This window comes from Glutamicibacter sp. BW78 (genome assembly GCF_002332245.1).
GTDB lineage: Bacteria > Actinomycetota > Actinomycetes > Actinomycetales > Micrococcaceae > Arthrobacter_H > Arthrobacter_H rhombi_A.
In genome coordinates this window covers 119,551-134,117 of record NZ_NRGU01000042.1, presented here as the reverse complement: position 1 = coordinate 134,117, position 14,567 = coordinate 119,551, and the positions used below count along the sequence as shown (strand labels likewise).

13 protein-coding genes are annotated in these 14,567 nt (G+C 64.5%); 5 read left to right on the top strand and 8 right to left on the bottom strand.

Features of this window, described 5'->3' with window-relative positions:
• Positions 1-22: 22 nt before the first annotated feature.
• The 6 genes from CIK75_RS15625 to CIK75_RS15600 all read right to left on the bottom strand — a co-directional run bounded on the left by CIK75_RS15625 (position 23) and on the right by CIK75_RS15600 (position 5,286).
• On the bottom strand, positions 23-1,489 hold the full coding sequence (locus tag CIK75_RS15625; protein ID WP_086994417.1) for a DnaJ domain-containing protein: 1,467 nt from the start codon (positions 1,487-1,489) through the stop codon (positions 23-25).
• Positions 1,486-2,268: a hypothetical protein gene (locus tag CIK75_RS16090; RefSeq protein ID WP_143269160.1), complete on the bottom strand. Its 783-nt coding sequence runs from the start codon at positions 2,266-2,268 to the stop codon at positions 1,486-1,488. Before CIK75_RS16090 ends, CIK75_RS15625 begins: the two co-directional genes overlap by 4 nt.
• A gap of 164 nt (positions 2,269-2,432) precedes the next feature.
• Entirely contained in the window at positions 2,433-3,854 is a 1,422-nt protein-coding gene (locus CIK75_RS15615) for an NAD(P)/FAD-dependent oxidoreductase (RefSeq protein WP_086994423.1), read from the bottom strand.
• Between the two features lie 57 nt (positions 3,855-3,911).
• Positions 3,912-4,199 (bottom strand): YrhK family protein, encoded by a 288-nt coding sequence (locus CIK75_RS15610; protein ID WP_086994426.1) that lies wholly within the window; start codon positions 4,197-4,199, stop codon positions 3,912-3,914.
• Positions 4,200-4,250: 51 nt separating this feature from the next.
• Positions 4,251-4,940: a methyltransferase domain-containing protein gene (locus CIK75_RS15605; RefSeq protein ID WP_086994429.1), complete on the bottom strand. Its 690-nt coding sequence runs from the start codon at positions 4,938-4,940 to the stop codon at positions 4,251-4,253.
• A 1-nt stretch (position 4,941) separates the two neighbouring features.
• A complete protein-coding gene (locus tag CIK75_RS15600) occupies positions 4,942-5,286 on the bottom strand; it encodes a hypothetical protein (RefSeq protein ID WP_086994432.1) in 345 nt (114 codons plus the stop codon).
• A gap of 190 nt (positions 5,287-5,476) precedes the next feature.
• Here CIK75_RS15600 and CIK75_RS15595 point away from each other — a divergent pair, with 190 nt between their 5' ends.
• The gene (locus CIK75_RS15595) at positions 5,477-6,475 is read left to right on the top strand and encodes an NAD(P)-dependent alcohol dehydrogenase (protein ID WP_086994470.1); all 999 of its coding nucleotides are present in this window, start codon (positions 5,477-5,479) and stop codon (positions 6,473-6,475) included.
• 88 nt (positions 6,476-6,563) lie between these two features.
• Here CIK75_RS15595 and CIK75_RS15590 read toward each other — a convergent pair whose 3' ends face one another.
• Positions 6,564-7,109: a YceI family protein gene (locus CIK75_RS15590; protein WP_086994434.1), complete on the bottom strand. Its 546-nt coding sequence runs from the start codon at positions 7,107-7,109 to the stop codon at positions 6,564-6,566.
• A gap of 346 nt (positions 7,110-7,455) precedes the next feature.
• On the opposite strand from CIK75_RS15590, the gene CIK75_RS15585 reads away from it, so the two are divergent.
• Together CIK75_RS15585 and CIK75_RS15580 are read left to right on the top strand one after the other, a co-directional pair.
• The gene (locus CIK75_RS15585; RefSeq protein ID WP_256382367.1) at positions 7,456-8,853 is read left to right on the top strand and encodes an NAD(P)/FAD-dependent oxidoreductase; all 1,398 of its coding nucleotides are present in this window, start codon (positions 7,456-7,458) and stop codon (positions 8,851-8,853) included.
• 150 nt (positions 8,854-9,003) lie between these two features.
• Entirely contained in the window at positions 9,004-10,434 is a 1,431-nt protein-coding gene (locus CIK75_RS15580; RefSeq protein WP_086994440.1) for an aldehyde dehydrogenase family protein, read from the top strand.
• Between the two features lie 26 nt (positions 10,435-10,460).
• On the opposite strand, the gene CIK75_RS15575 is transcribed toward CIK75_RS15580, so the two are convergent.
• The gene (locus CIK75_RS15575) at positions 10,461-12,119 is read right to left on the bottom strand and encodes an AarF/ABC1/UbiB kinase family protein (protein WP_086994443.1); all 1,659 of its coding nucleotides are present in this window, start codon (positions 12,117-12,119) and stop codon (positions 10,461-10,463) included.
• A gap of 67 nt (positions 12,120-12,186) precedes the next feature.
• Here CIK75_RS15575 and deoD point away from each other — a divergent pair, with 67 nt between their 5' ends.
• Positions 12,187-12,894 carry a purine-nucleoside phosphorylase gene (gene deoD, locus CIK75_RS15570; protein WP_086994445.1) on the top strand — a complete coding sequence of 236 codons (708 nt, stop codon included), beginning with the start codon at positions 12,187-12,189 and terminating at the stop codon, positions 12,892-12,894.
• A gap of 103 nt (positions 12,895-12,997) precedes the next feature.
• Positions 12,998-14,542 (top strand): DASS family sodium-coupled anion symporter, encoded by a 1,545-nt coding sequence (locus CIK75_RS15565; RefSeq protein WP_086994448.1) that lies wholly within the window; start codon positions 12,998-13,000, stop codon positions 14,540-14,542.
• Positions 14,543-14,567 lie beyond the last annotated feature (25 nt).

Below are 14,567 nucleotides of genomic sequence, written 5' to 3'. Positions count from 1 at the left end.
CACGGCCGTGACGGCTGGGCACTTAGTTACCTGGTGGGGCCATGAAAGTGAAGAGCAAACGCGATAGTTGCCGTCGATCCGTTTTCACAACGGCTCCTTCGGACAGCCAGTTGCCGATATCTCTCAAAAAGGGCTCCGGCGTGTGAAGAGCCGGCTTATCCCCCGCCTGTCGATTGTTGGTCCGGATGACTCCTCCGTCTCGGCTGTGGAGGATGTACCAACCCCGGACCTCCAGTTTGGGGAAATGGTGCTGGTAGGTGGCAACCGTCGTCGGAAAACTGGTGGCCACCATTTGGGGTTGCTCGTGGGGACGGGCATGGAGCAGGGAGTGCCCCAACCAGTAGTAGTCGCCACGTGGCCAATTTTTGGAATCGACGAGGGCCAGCCGGTTGCCGCAGAGTACGGCTTGGATAACGTCAGACGTGGCGCCACCGGGGGAACCCAAGCCGTGAATGATCTTAGTCCCGGGAATTTTGATCAGCGTTCCCATTAGTTGGCCGGTCATGATTTTGCTGAGCGCTACGGCGCTAATGTTTCGCTGGTTGTTGTGGCCGTGTGCGGCAGCTGTCCCGCCGTCAGGATTGCCCCAGGTATCGAACACCTTGAAATCTTTGGTGGGGAGCATCTGACTGGCTTTCAGATTTCTTCTCGAGGAACTGGCATGGAACAGCTCAACCGTGAGGATGAAGAGCACGAGCCAAGCTGCTGGCATCAGCCAACCGGGCCCGGGCTCGCTATAAGCGATATACCACGTTGCCGCAGCGCCGAGGAGCAAACCGATGATGTAGCGCACCAGGCCGAGATGATGACGGGCGCGTGCATAACCGAAGAATAATGTGATGGCGGGAAGCACCGCCACGAAGATCAGAACGTCGGTAACCCAATTATCTGAGCGTGAAGTCTCGAAGGCGCTGATGAGCGCAGGGATGATGTAGAGCAAACTCAGCATGGAGAAAGCCAACCAGGCAAAGAACCGTTGGCTCCGCTTGAAGATCTTCGGCCAGGTGATTCCCGGAGCGGGCTTTTTGGGTCCCGAGTACTCCTTTCGGAACCATTCCATGGAATTGAGATCGATGGATTCGCGGTCGAATACGTTGTAGCCAGCGAGTCGGGATGGATCCTCGTTTGCAAAATCGGGGACAGCGGACTTCGCGTCCGGTGTCTTCTGGCGAGTGGTGGGGGAGACGTCTTGCTCTTGACCCCAGCCGACATCTGGCTCGCGCTCCGGTTCAGTTGGAGAGTCCGCTTTACTATTCTCCGCGTCGTTTTGGGAACGCATGCGCGCGAGCGCGCGGTCGAAATCTGCCCGTTCCTGTGGGTTGCTGAGTACCCGGAACGCCTCGTTGACCGAGGCAGCCATGGCAACGTCACCGTTGGCACCCGAGTCGGGATGCACTTCCTTCATCCAGGCGCGGTGGGTCGCCTTGATGACGTGGAGTGGTGCTTGGTCCGCAACGCCAAGCACCTCATAGTGATTTTGAAAACTCATGCGATTCCCCGTCCGGTGGAAGACGGGAGGCTTGCCTCATTTTTGCGTGGGGCCAACCGGTACTGCAGCTGCTGCACTTGCCAGTGACGAGAACCATGCTGGCGCGAAGCCTGGATGGCGACTGCTGTATCTTCGGACATTCGCAGGGCTGAAACGCTGTGCCGGCTGACGTCCCCCTCCGGGGAGGAATGGCGGACGGCTTGGCATTGGAAAAAGGTAGGGCTTGGAACCAGGTCCGTCAGTCCCTTACGGACTGCGTGGGGCAGGTACTGCAGTTGACCATGTGCTTCGGCATAGACTGCTTCGGATGAGGGCACGTCGGCGCTGGTAGAGGCGGCCCCGGTGCTTCGTGAATCGAACTGCATATTCTCGGAATCGTCGATCACATCACCAGTGCGCTCCTTGGCAGTGCCTTCTATCGCATATTCGTCAATGCTGGAAATAGCCCATGGCCCTTGTGGTCGGAAACGACCGTCTGGCGATGGGGCTACTTCACGTTCAGAGGTGACGACGAGGATGCGTTGAAGTTGGGCCTGCCAGCCGGTGCGCCGGAGGAAGTGCCGGCCACTTTTCTTGCTGCGCCGTACTTTTCCATCGCTGCTGGCAGCGTTGATGACGACCGCCCCACCCCCGGGCGAAGGGCGTGCTTTGAGATCTTCGAAGGAGATGACCGTACCGCTCCAGCTGCCTTCAGAGACATCGGCTCCCTTGCTCCCGGCTTCGGGCCGTCGCGCTGGCGACTTGGACCCTTGTGACGCGTACGCGGATATTTCACCCATGGGATCCCCCACTATCGACTTTTGAGACTATGGCGATCGTACTCATCCGGGTATGAGGGATACAAAGCAGACGGGATCGTATCGATGGGGCCGTCGCTGTCCGAGCGCTGCTCGACTACGACGAAGCGTATGGACTGGTCGGCGCGGGTGGCACCCGCGCGCGGTCACCGGTCCCACTGTGGTTTTCTGGCCAGTCGTGCGCGCCGGATTCGGGCCAGCAGGCCCAGAACAAGACTCATCGGAGGGGCGGCCAACCGGCCCCGGACCTCCTCCAAGGCGGCCTGCTGCAAGGCCTCGGAGTAGGTCGGATACGGGTGGATGGTTCCGGCGATATCTGCCGCGCCCAGTTTGGCCCGTACCGCCAGCGTGAGTTCGCTCAGTTGGTCCCCGGCCCGTGGTCCCACGATCGTGCCGCCGACGAGTTTGCCCTTCCGGTCCACCACGATCCGGGTATAGCCCTGCGTCCGGCCCGCGGTGATGGCCCGATCCAGCTCGTCATGCCAGCGCGTGTGCACGCGGTCCCCCGGTTTGGACGCGGTGATGCGCCCGACGGCGGCGACTTCAGGAGAAGTGAAAGTGACCCGCGGAACGGCGCTGGGGATCCGGCGGCGTAGACCGAGTGCCGCGTTGGAGGCGGCCACGCTTCCGTGGGTTCCTGCCACATGGGTGAACTGTTCGTGGGTCGTCACATCACCCGCTGCGCGGACGGACGGGTTCGACGTGCGCAGGGTCCCGTCGGTGACGATGCATCCCTGCCCATCCAGTTCGACACCGAGGTGCTCCAACCCCAGCCCACGGGTCCGCGGCCTACGCCCGGTGGCCAGAAGGACCAGATCGGCGTCGACTTCCTCCCCGGTGTCCAGCAGCAGCCGGGCCCCACCTGCTGCACGGGTGGCTTCGGTGATACCGATGTTCTCCAGGATCCGCAGGCCGTCCGCTTCCAGGCTCCGGCGCAGGATGTCCGCCGCATCCTGGTCTTCCTTGGGCAACAGGCGGGAACGGACCACCAGGGTCACCTTCGATCCCAGCCGGGCGAAGGCCTGACCGATTTCGCAGCCGACTGGTCCGCCTCCGATGATGACCAGGCGGTCCGGTAGTTCGGTGAGGTCCCAGATCCCCTCCGATGTCACGGTCAAGGCCGGGTCCAGGCCCGGGATATGGGGGACGGAGGGAGTGCTGCCGGTGGCCAGGAGCCCCTGCCGGAAACGGATGGTGCGCCCCTCGACTTCGGCCACGCCCGGCCCCCGGAAGCGGAGTGTTCCCTGGAGGACCTCGACCCCGGCGGCGCGCAACGCCTGGGGCGAATCCATGGGTTCAATGGTCCTGATTGCAGCGGCGATGTGCTCCCGTACCGTCGAGAACTCCAGTGCTTCTCCGGCGGCTTGTTGGCTGGCGATCGATGCTTTTGCTGCCGTGAGCAGCGTCTTCGAGGGGACGCAGCCGAAATACAGGCAGTCTCCACCGGTGCGTTCCTGTTCCACCAGCAGTGTCTGGACGCCGAATTCGGCGGCTGTCATGGCGCCGACCATTCCCGCTGCCCCACCGCCGACCACCAGGAATTCGACGGTCCGGTCCCGAGCTGTCATGTCTGGCCTTCCGCTTGCTGCGTTTCTTCGAATGCTACGACCGGGACATGCCCGCGGCTATGGGGTGGCTTGTTGGTTGCCGCCTCCGGAGGCCTGCAGCTCGTCGAGACGCGCGAGCTTGATTTCACGGATCAGCCGCAAGGTCGGTTTCAACGCGAAGCAGAGGGAACCGATCAGGAAGAGCCAGGTGGCGAAGAACGTGGTCGACTCCGAGAAGAAGAAGATGCTGCCGACGATGAACAGGAGCGCGGCCAGGAAATCGACGCTGGTGTAGGCGATCTCGTACCGGGCCGTGAGTCGGCTGTGTTCCCGGCTTTGGTGTTGGTGGTCGCGGGTGAAAAGCATGGGGACCCCTGATTCGTGGTTGGTTTCGGCCGGGGCGGTCGGTCCTGGTCATTATCCACCCGATGCTCCGGGGTCGTGCCCTGTTGATCCGTGGGGACGAAGGGGAATCCTTCCGGCGCGGATCTGTAGATGGCCCCCACGGGCCTGGTCGGGGACGACGTCGGTGCATTGCTCCTCCACGGCGGTCCAGGGGTGGGCGGTGATATCGGAACCACCGAGCCGGCAGGCGGCTTCCGCCAGCCAGCCCAGCGCACGGGCCGCCCCGAGAGGGCGCTGCATATCAACGACGCAGATGGTCCCGCCGGGTACCAACGTCGAGCACACGTGGTCGAAGGCCGTGTGCCAGTGAGGCATCAGCGATAAGGAATAGGTGGCCAGGGCCTTCGCCGAATGCGGGCGGGCCCCCTGCTGGCGCAGCGTTGAGGACAGCTCGGCGGCGGTCATGGTTTGGGCATCAGCCTGGATCAGCGCCACGTTGGTCCACCCCCGGGCTTGCACTCTGCGACGTGCCTGCCGGAGCATCGCCGCGCTGCTGTCGATGCCCACGATGCGTCCGGTCTTCCCGATCCCGGCCTGCAATGAGGCGAAGTTCAATCCGGTGCCGCAACCGATATCGAGGATCTGATCGCCCGGCGCCGGTTGCAGGGCACGGATTCCGCGGACCCGACCGGCCCGGTAGACCGGCCATTCCCCGGAGAGGGCGTCGTAGAACGGGGCGAACCTGGTGTATTTGTCCGGCATATCAGCTCGTCGCGTCAGGGGATGCGGGCGACGGGTGGCCAGCCCGGCCGGAGAGGGCAGGGCAATGCTCGAAGACCAGAGAGAGGATCCACGAGACCTCGGTCCCCATCGCGGGGCAGTCCCGACGCATCCTGCGCCAGGCATCCACGTAGACATCGTGAAGAACTGATTGGGCCCGCAGCGGATCACCGAGGATGTGGCAGGCCAAGCCGTAGGCCCGCCGGCACGTCAGTTCATAGAAGGCCTCCATCGCCCCGGTGCCGCCGTTGGCCAACCGCCGAACCAGATCGGTCTCCGTCGTTCCCTCCGCAGGGGAAGGAGTCCGGTCTTGAGGAGCATCAGGCATCGAAGCCACCATGAGCAGGGCCCCCTGACGTGAATATGTCCTGCACGCTTCCCCCCGGATGATGACTACCTGTGCTCCACACTAACGCCAGTCGTAAGATTTTCTAGTAACTTTTCAGAAAAGAAGTAGGTTGATTTCCTGGACCGCCGATGCTGCCAGGCTGCCGGCGGGAGGCGATAGCATCAGAACCATGGAAAATCCCAGCGCAGTTCTTCGTGGCATTCGCGACGTCGTCATCGAGGACCGGCCGGTTCCGGTCCCGGGCCATGGTCAGGTCCTGGTCGCGGTGAAGGCCACCGGCATCTGCGGCTCGGATATCCATTACTACGAGCAGGGCCGGATCGGGGATTTCGTGTTGGAGGCCCCGATGGTGATCGGTCATGAGTCGGCGGGCCTCATCAATGCCGTCGGCTCGGGGGTCGATCCGTCGAGGGTGGGCGAGCAGGTCGCCTTGGAGCCAGGGGTGCCCTGCCGGCGCTGTCTCCAGTGCCGGTCTGGACGCTATAACCTGTGCCCCGACGTCGTCTTCTTCGCGACCCCACCGGTGGACGGTTCCATTTCCAGGTACGTGGTGATCGACGCCGATTTCGCCCACCGGGCTCCGGAGGAAATCTCTCTCGAGCAGGCGGCCCTGGCCGAGCCCGTCTCGGTGGGGGTGTGGGCTGCCCGCAAGGCCTCCATCACCGCGGGGGATCGGGTGCTGGTCGCCGGGGCGGGACCGATCGGCCTGCTCGCGGCGCAGGTCGCCCGCGCCCAGGGGGCGGATGGGGTGACCGTGACGGACGTGAACGAGTATCGACTGTCGGTGGCCAGCGCGATGGGGCTGGAGGCGGTGCGGGCCGGGGAGGAACCGCCCGGGGACTTCACCGTTCTGCTGGAATGCTCCGGCGCTGGAGCCGCACTGGATCACGGACTCCGCGCGCTGGCTCCCGCCGGACGGGCCGTGCTGGTCGGGATGGGTGCCGACGAGGTTTCCGTGAGCGTGCCGCTCATCCAGGGCCGGGAGCTGACCATCAGCGGGGTCTTCAGGTATGCGAACACCTATCCGACGGCTTTGGGGCTCATCGCCTCCGGTGCCGTCGATGTGGAGGCCGTGATCACCCACCGTTTCGCTCTGGAGGAGACGGAATCCGCGCTGACGCTGGCCGCGCGGGAACCGGATTCCCTCAAGGCAGTGGTGCTGAACTAGCGACTTCCAGGGGCGCTGGGCCACAAGAGGCCAGCCACCACCCCGTGTCGGGGCGTGGCTGGCGTCGTGATCCGTTGACCTGATCCGGCTAGTCTGCGGCGGGCAGGACGAAGGCGGAGTCGACCGTGATGGTGACCTGATCTCCGACCAGGACTCCGCCGGCCTCGAGCGCTGCGTTCCAGGTCATCCCGAAGGCCTTGCGAGAGATCCGGGTGGTGGCCGAAAACCCGGCCCGGGTGGTGCCGAAGGGGTCGACGGCGACGCCGCCAAATTCCACAGCGAGCTCGATGGGCAAGGTCGTTTCCTTGATGGTCAATTCACCGGAGAGGGTGAATTCCTCCGTGGAGCCCTGCGCTCCGGTGGAAACGAACGTCATCTCGGGAAACCCCTCGACGTCGAAGAAGTCAGCGCCCTTGACGTGTCCATCGCGATTGGGGTCCTTGGAATCGAAGGAGTCGGTCTTGATGGAGGCCCTCACGGTGGAGGAAGCGAGGGAATCGTGGACTTCCAAGGTGGCGTCGGCGTCGGTGAACGACCCGCGAACCTTGCTGATGCCGGCATGCCGAACACTGAATCCGATGTCCGTGTGTGCGGTGTCGAGCTGCCAGATGCCGGGGGTCAAGGTTGCTGCCATGTCTGTCTCCTGAGGGGTGTCGATCAAGCAAATTTTGTATGCGTATGCATCTATCGTGAACGAATATAGTTGATGCGTCAAGTTAATATGTGTTTGATTCCCCAGGTCGGCCTCCGGGAGCGTGTCCGACGGGCGGCAGGGCAAAAACCTACCCGGTGGTAAGGTCGGAGGATTCACGGTGCGGATTCCACGCACCCACCGTCCGTAAGAACCGCAGCGGAACTTCAGCGCGGCAGGCGGTATGACAGACGACTGAAGCCGTGCGTCGAGGTGTACTACCGGTTCTCCGGGACTCCGTGCGGCCCAGCTGATGCAGGGGCCGAAGAGGCCGGAAGGATGGATTTTCGTGGCACAACGCGTGGCAATTATTGGGGCCGGACCCAGCGGCATGGCACAACTGCGCGCCTTCGAGGCAGCACGGCAGGCAGGTAAGGACGTCCCGGAGGTCGTCTGCTACGAAAAGCAGGACGACTGGGGCGGGCAATGGAACTACAACTGGCGCACCGGGATCGATGAGTTCGGCGAGCCGGTGCACTCGAGCATGTACCGCAACCTCTGGTCCAATGGCCCCAAGGAAGCGCTGGAATTCAGCGACTACAGCTTCGACGAACATTTCGGCCGCCCGATTTCCTCCTACCCACCACGACCGGTGCTGTGGGACTACATCGACGGGCGGATGGCCCAGTCCGGGCTCAAGGAGCAGGTCAACTTCTGCCATGCGGTGCGGTGGGTCCACTATAGCGAGCAGTCGCAGAAGTTCACGGTGGTCGTGGATGACCTGTCCGCAGGCACCAGCAAGACCGAGGAATTCGACCACGTCGTCGTCGGTTCCGGACACTTCAGTTTCCCCAACGTCCCCGACTTCGCAGGCATCGAGACCTTCCACGGGACCTTGCACCACGCCCACGACTTCCGCGGTGCCGAGAAGCTGGCCGATCAGGACGTCCTGCTGATCGGCGCCAGCTATTCAGCCGAGGACATCGGCGTCCAGGCCTTCAAGATGGGTGCACGTTCGGTGACGCTGAGCTACCGCAGCGGCCCCATGGGCTACGACTGGCCCACCGGCATGCAGGAAGTACCGCTGATCGATCGGTTCGAGGGCCAGATCGTCCACTTCGTCGACGGCACCTCCCTGCACGTTGACGCAGTGATCCTGTGCACCGGCTATCTGCATAAGTACCCGTTCCTTCCTGCCGACGTGGCGCTGAATTCGCCCAATAACGTCTACCCGGACGGCCTGTACCGCGGCGTCGTCTCCGACGTCAACGAGAAGCTCTTCTACCTCGGTGCCCAGGACCAGTGGTTCACCTTCAACATGTTCGACGCCCAGGCCTGGTATGTGCGTGATGTGATCCTCGGGGAAGCCCAGCTGCCCTCGGCCCAGGAGCGCACCGAGCATATGCGCCGCTGGCGTGAGAGCTTCCTGGCCATCGACGGCGATGCCGATGAAGTACGGTTCCAGGCCGACTACATCCGTGACCTGCTCGAGGCCACCGACTACCCGCCCTTCGACGTCGATGAGGTCGTGGAGATCTTCCTGGCCTGGAAGGAAGATAAGCAGAAGAACATCCTGACCTACCGGGACAAGACCTACAGGTCGGTGAAGACCGGAACGATGGCGGCCACGCACCATACCCCGTGGCTGCGCGAATTGGATGACAGTCTGGAACGCTATCTTTCGACCCCTGAAGTCGACCCCCTGGAGGAGATGGTGGACGGCGAGGTCCAGGAGGCGGGCCGGTAGTACTTCCCGGGCCGGCACCGGAACGCTGCGCTGGTATCCACCCCAGGAACCCGGAAAGACAAGACACCCGAGGTGTTCCACGGCAGAGTGGAGGTTAGCGACCACCACGCGTCCTCACCACGAGCGGCGCACGCAGCAAAGGAGCAGCCCATGAGTACGCAGCCGGCCCCCCAGCCATTGACCTACCAGGACCTCATGGGGCGGATCTCCGCACCGGGGGAGGGGCGGAGCATCACCGACCCGGCGACAGGGCAGGAAGTCGGGCGGTCCCCGGCGGGGACCGTCGCCGACCTGAACGCCGCCGTCGCCGTAGCCAGGTCGGCTCAGCCGGGGTGGGGTGCCCGCTCCCACGGCGAGCGCAGCGGATACCTCAACGCTGCCGCCGACGCGGTGGAGGCTTCCGCCGAGGCGTTGGCCGAACTACTCTCCCGCGAACAGGGCAAGCCGCTGAACGGGCCCAACGCCCGCTTCGAAGTGGGGGCCTGCTCGGCCTGGCTGCGGGCGGCAGCCGCTTTCGAACTCGAACCCGAGGTCGTGGTGGACGACGGTGAAACCCATGCCGTGGTGCACTACCGTCCACTGGGGGTCGTGGGGGCCATCGGCCCGTGGAACTGGCCGATGATGATCTCCGTCTGGCAGATCGCCCCGTCACTGCGCATGGGCAATACGGTGGTCCTCAAACCCAGCGAATACACCCCGCTATCGGTGCTGGGCCTGGCAGCCGTGCTGAACCAGGTGCTGCCCGAGGGGCTGCTGCAGGTCATCCCCGGGGGCCGCGACGTCGGGGAGGCACTGTCGGGGCATGCGGATGTCGACAAGATCATGTTCACCGGCTCCACCGCCACCGGAAAGGCGATCATCCGCTCCTCCGCCGATACGGTGAAGCGCCTGACCCTTGAACTGGGCGGCAACGACGCGGGGATCGTGCTCGACGACGTCGACCCCCAGGCCATTGCCGAGGACCTGTTCTGGGGCGCCTTCATCAACACCGGGCAAACCTGCGCGGCCATGAAACGGCTCTACGTTCCGGAGGCCATCTACGAACAGGTCTGCGATGCCCTGGTCGAGGTCGCTGCCAAGATGCCCATGGGTGTGGGGCTGGACGAGAACAACGTCCTGGGGCCCCTACAGAACCAGGCTCAATACGACGTCGTGGCCCGGCTCGTCGACGCGGCGAAGGCCTCGGGGGCCCGGGTGCTCATCGGTGGGGAACCGGAATCCGGTCAGCCCGGGTACTTCTACCCGACGACCCTGATCGCCGACATCGACAACGCCAACCCGCTGGTGGCCGAAGAACAGTTCGGCCCGGCCCTGCCGATCATCCGCTACTCCACGATCGAGGAAGCCGTCGAGATGGCCAATGGCCTGGACGTGGGCCTGGGGGCCTCCGTCTGGTCGGCCGACCCGGCACGGGCCCGGGAGGTCGCCGCCCGGATCGAGGCCGGCACCGTATGGATCAACAAGCACGGTGCCGTGGACCCACGGATCCCCTTCGGCGGGGTCAAGCAGTCCGGCTACGGACTCGAATTCGGTGTTGCCGGGCTCAAGGCCCTAGGCGTCCCGCAGGTCATTGCCGGCTGACCCGTCGGCACGGGACGTTTCCCGTGTCAGCTTCGCCGCCGGCGTGAGGTCCAGGCCAGATAACCACCCAGGGCGCCTACTCCTCCCACGCCGGCGGTGAAAAGGGCTTGTGGCCACCGGTGCCAGCGGGTCGGCTGGCTGCCGACGAGTCCGCCGACAGCGGTGATCAGCGCCGCGGTGACCAGCCCGGCCACGATGCGGTTTCCGGTATGGTCCAACCGGTCCATGAGCTCATCGAGTTCCTCGGTGCGGATGCGCACGTCCACGCCTCCACTTTCCAAAATCTCGGTGGCCCGGCGGATCAGCTCGGGGGCTTCGGCCCCCAGGTTCATGGCCTCCGAGGCGATGAGCTTGAGATGTTCGGCGACGGCACCGGGGGAAACCGAAGCCAGCATCAGCCGCCGCGCATAGGGGGAGACCTCGGAGAGCAGATCGAAGGACGGGTCGACCTCCTGGCCCAACCCCTCGGCCATGGCCAGCATCTTGATGAGCAAGGCGGTATCGGGTGGGAGCCGGAGCTGGTGGCGACGCAACATGGCGACCACGTCATTGACGATGAGCGTCAGCGGGACCTCCGCTAACGGTTGATCGGCATAGCGGTCCAACAGCTGGGCCAGGTGGGCCTGGAGTTCGGCCCGCCGGCTCGTCTGCCCGGCCCCGCACAGCCGCAACAGGGCCGTGGTCATCCGGTGGGGGTCCCGGAGGACGATGGCTTGCAGCAGCTTCACGAGTTGGCGTTTCAGCTCGTCGCTGACGTGTCCGACCATGCCGAAGTCGATGATGCCGAACCGTCCGTCGCCCTCGACGAAGAAGTTCCCCGGATGCGGATCGGCATGAAAGAAACCGTGTTCGAAAACCATCCGCAGCAGCACGTTGCACGCCCGGGACGCCACCTCGGAGGGGTCCAGGCCTGCGGCATGCAGGCCCTGCACATCGGTGATTTTCAGCCCGCGCATCCGCTGAAGTGTCAACACCCGCGACGTCGTCGTACTCCAGAAGACCTCGGGGATATGGACCTTCTCATCGGTGGCGAAGTCCTTGGCGAACCGTTCGGCGTTGCGGCCTTCCGCCAGATAGTCCAGTTCCCCGCGCAACGTCCGGGCAAACTCGTCGACGGTATCTGCCAGCCGCAATCCCCGGGCCGTGGCCGAAGCCTGTTCGGCCAGCTTGGCGATCTCTGCCATGATCTCCAGGTCGTTGTTGACCTGTTCCACGATTCCGGGGCGGCGCACCTTGACCACCACGTCACGTCCCTGGACCGTGGCCACATGGGCCTGACCGATGGAACCGGTGGCCAGTGGGGTGGGATCCATGGTGGACAGAAGTTTCGCGGCTTCGGGACCCAGCTCGGCCTCGATCACTGCCCGGATCTCGGTGAAGGGCACTGAAGGGGTTCCGTCCTGGAGTTGAGCCAGTTCGGCCACGTACTCGGCAGGCAACAAATCAGAGCGGGTGGAAAGAACCTGCCCGAACTTCACATAGACGGCCCCCAGATCCTCCAGGGCGAGGCGGAGTCGTTGGGGGAGGCCCTGGTCCTTTCCCTGGCCGGCGGGGAACCGGGCCGCCGGACCCAGGATGCGGGCATCCACCCCGAGGGCGGCGAGCAGGAAGCCCAAACCGTGCCGGCTGAAGGTCTCGGCAATATCGCGGAAGCGTTCGCGGCGACCGGTCATGGCATGCCACATCGTAAGCAGGTTCCCATGTCGGTCATGCTATCGTCCCGTGCAACCACCCCAACCATCCAGGAGCGTCATGGCCACCCCGCATATCTCAGCAGAACCCGGCGACTTCGCACCCCATGTGCTGATGCCCGGGGATCCGCGACGCGCCCAGCGCATCGCCGAAACCTTCTTGGAGAACCCGAGACTGGTGACCGAGGTCCGCGGCATCCAGGGGTATACCGGAACCGTCGACGGCCAGCCGGTATCGGTGATGGCCTCGGGGATGGGCAGTCCCTCGATCAGCATCTACGCGACCGAACTGGCCAGGTTCTATGGGGTGAAGCGGATCATCAGGGTCGGCACCATGGGCAGCATGCAACCGCAGCTGAAGGTCGGAGACGTGGTGGCTGCCGCAGCAGCCCACACCACCTCGGCGATGACCGCCGTCAGTTTCCCCGGCGTGCATATGAGCCATACCCCCGATTTCGGGTTGTTGCGCGCCGCCGTCGCCCACGGAGAAGACAGCGGGAAGAGGGTCCACGTCGGTTCCGTGCTGACCAGCGACGACTTCTACAACGGCGATCCCGAGGCCATGGCCCGACTCGCCGACGCCGGAACCCTGGCGGTGGAGATGGAAGCTGCCGCCCTGTATGCGGTGGGCATGCGCGAGGGCATCGAGACCCTGATGCTGGGCACCGTTTCCGACGGCAGCCCCGGTTCTTCCGACCTCACCGCGCAGGAACGTGAGGAGACCTTCACCGAGATGGTGGGGTTCGCGCTGGCGGCCTTGCGCTCCTGAGGTCCGCGCCGGCCCGCGTGGTGCTCTGGGCAGAACAGGCCGTATCGGAGATAGTGGGCGGACGGGACCGAACCATCCCGTCCGTGCCAGCAGGAGGACCGTGATGACAACGCCGTCAAACGAACCAGACACCCGACCGAACGAAGCCCCTCGAGACACCGCAGAGGACGACGAACAGGCGCCCGGGCTCCGCGAACCCGCCGAAAGCCCGGCCATCTTGATGCGCAAACGGATCGGGCTGTTCGCCGGGCCGGTCCTGGCCGTCGTCGTTTTCTTCCTCCTGCCCGGTGACCTGGCCCAACCGGCACGGCTGACGGCAGCGGTGGCGACCGTGATGGCGCTGTGGTGGATGACCGAGGCGATCCCGTTGGCTGCCACCGCGCTGCTTCCGCTCGTCTTATTCCCCGTGCTTAACATCGCCGGCATGGCGGATGCGGCCACACCCTATGCGAATCCGATCATCTTCTTGTTCATGGGTGGATTCATGTTGGCGTTGGCTTTGCAGCGGTGGAACCTGCACCGGCGGATCGCGCTGGCCACCGTATTGCTGGTGGGCACCAAACCCCGCCAACTGATCGGCGGGTTCATGATCGCCACCGGGTTCATGAGCATGTGGGTTTCCAACACGGCCACGGCGGTCATGATGCTGCCCATCGGTATGTCGGTGCTGGCCTTGACCGCACGGATGAGCGAGGACCAGAAGGTCCCGCCGAAATTCGGGATCGCCCTGATGCTCGGCATCGCCTACTCCGCCTCCATCGGCTCGCTGGGAACCATCATCGGCACCCCACCGAACGCCCTGATGGTCGGCTACCTGCAGCAGGCCCACGACATCAACATCGGCTTCGGCCAGTGGATGCTGGTGGGCGTTCCCATGTCGGTCGTCTTCATGGTCATGGCCTGGTACCTGCTCACCTTCGTGATCTTCAAGCCCGAGATCACCGAGATCCCGGGCGGACGCAAGCTCATCTCCGATGAGTACCGGAAGCTGGGCCGGATGAACGTCGGCGAGAAACTGGTGCTGGTGATCTTCGTGCTCGCCGCCGCCTCCTGGATCACCGTCCCGCTGCTGTGGCCCGATACCTCCATCGAGGACGCCGTGATCGCGATGTGCGTCGCCGTGGCCCTGTTCATCATCCCGGCCAATCCGCGCAAGGGCGTCCCGCTGCTGAACTGGGGCGCCGCGAAGGAACTTCCGTGGGACATCCTGTTGCTCTTCGGTGGCGGGCTGGCACTGTCGGCACAATTCACCGAAACGGGCCTGAGCAAATGGGTCGGGGAACAGGTGGACGGCCTGGGTTTCCTGCCCGTGGTGATCCTGATCGCCGCCGTGGCACTCATTGTGCTGGGCCTGACGGAACTGACCAGCAACACCGCCACCGCGGCCGCCTTCCTGCCACTGATCGGAGGGGTCGCCGTCGGCCTGGGGCTGGACCCGATGCTCCTGGTGATTCCCGTAGCCATTGCCGCAACCTGCGCCTTCATGCTGCCGGTGGCCACCCCACCGAACGCCATCGCCTACTCCAGTGGCTACGTCGAGATCTCCGACATGCTCAAGGCGGGCATCTGGCTGAACCTCATCTCCCTGGTCCTCACCACGCTGACCACCATGACCCTGGCGGTCTGGGTGTTCAACATCGTCTACTAGCGTCCGGGGCCCGAAGGATAGGGTG

Bases quoted from the DNA above. Each gene is read 5' to 3' on its own strand.
- CIK75_RS15580 (WP_086994440.1), top strand. From the start codon at position 9,004: ATGAGTACGCAGCCGGCCCCCCAGCCATTGACCTACCAGGACCTCATG.
- CIK75_RS15610 (WP_086994426.1), bottom strand. From the start codon at position 4,199: ATGCTTTTCACCCGCGACCACCAACACCAAAGCCGGGAACACAGCCGA.
- deoD (WP_086994445.1), top strand. From the start codon at position 12,187: ATGGCCACCCCGCATATCTCAGCAGAACCCGGCGACTTCGCACCCCAT.
- CIK75_RS16090 (WP_143269160.1), bottom strand. From the start codon at position 2,268: ATGGGTGAAATATCCGCGTACGCGTCACAAGGGTCCAAGTCGCCAGCG.
- CIK75_RS15600 (WP_086994432.1), bottom strand. From the start codon at position 5,286: ATGCCTGATGCTCCTCAAGACCGGACTCCTTCCCCTGCGGAGGGAACG.
- CIK75_RS15565 (WP_086994448.1), top strand. From the start codon at position 12,998: ATGACAACGCCGTCAAACGAACCAGACACCCGACCGAACGAAGCCCCT.
- CIK75_RS15605 (WP_086994429.1), bottom strand. From the start codon at position 4,940: ATGCCGGACAAATACACCAGGTTCGCCCCGTTCTACGACGCCCTCTCC.
- CIK75_RS15615 (WP_086994423.1), bottom strand. From the start codon at position 3,854: ATGACAGCTCGGGACCGGACCGTCGAATTCCTGGTGGTCGGCGGTGGG.
- CIK75_RS15590 (WP_086994434.1), bottom strand. From the start codon at position 7,109: ATGGCAGCAACCTTGACCCCCGGCATCTGGCAGCTCGACACCGCACAC.
- CIK75_RS15595 (WP_086994470.1), top strand. From the start codon at position 5,477: ATGGAAAATCCCAGCGCAGTTCTTCGTGGCATTCGCGACGTCGTCATC.
- CIK75_RS15625 (WP_086994417.1), bottom strand. From the start codon at position 1,489: ATGAGTTTTCAAAATCACTATGAGGTGCTTGGCGTTGCGGACCAAGCA.
- CIK75_RS15575 (WP_086994443.1), bottom strand. From the start codon at position 12,119: ATGTGGCATGCCATGACCGGTCGCCGCGAACGCTTCCGCGATATTGCC.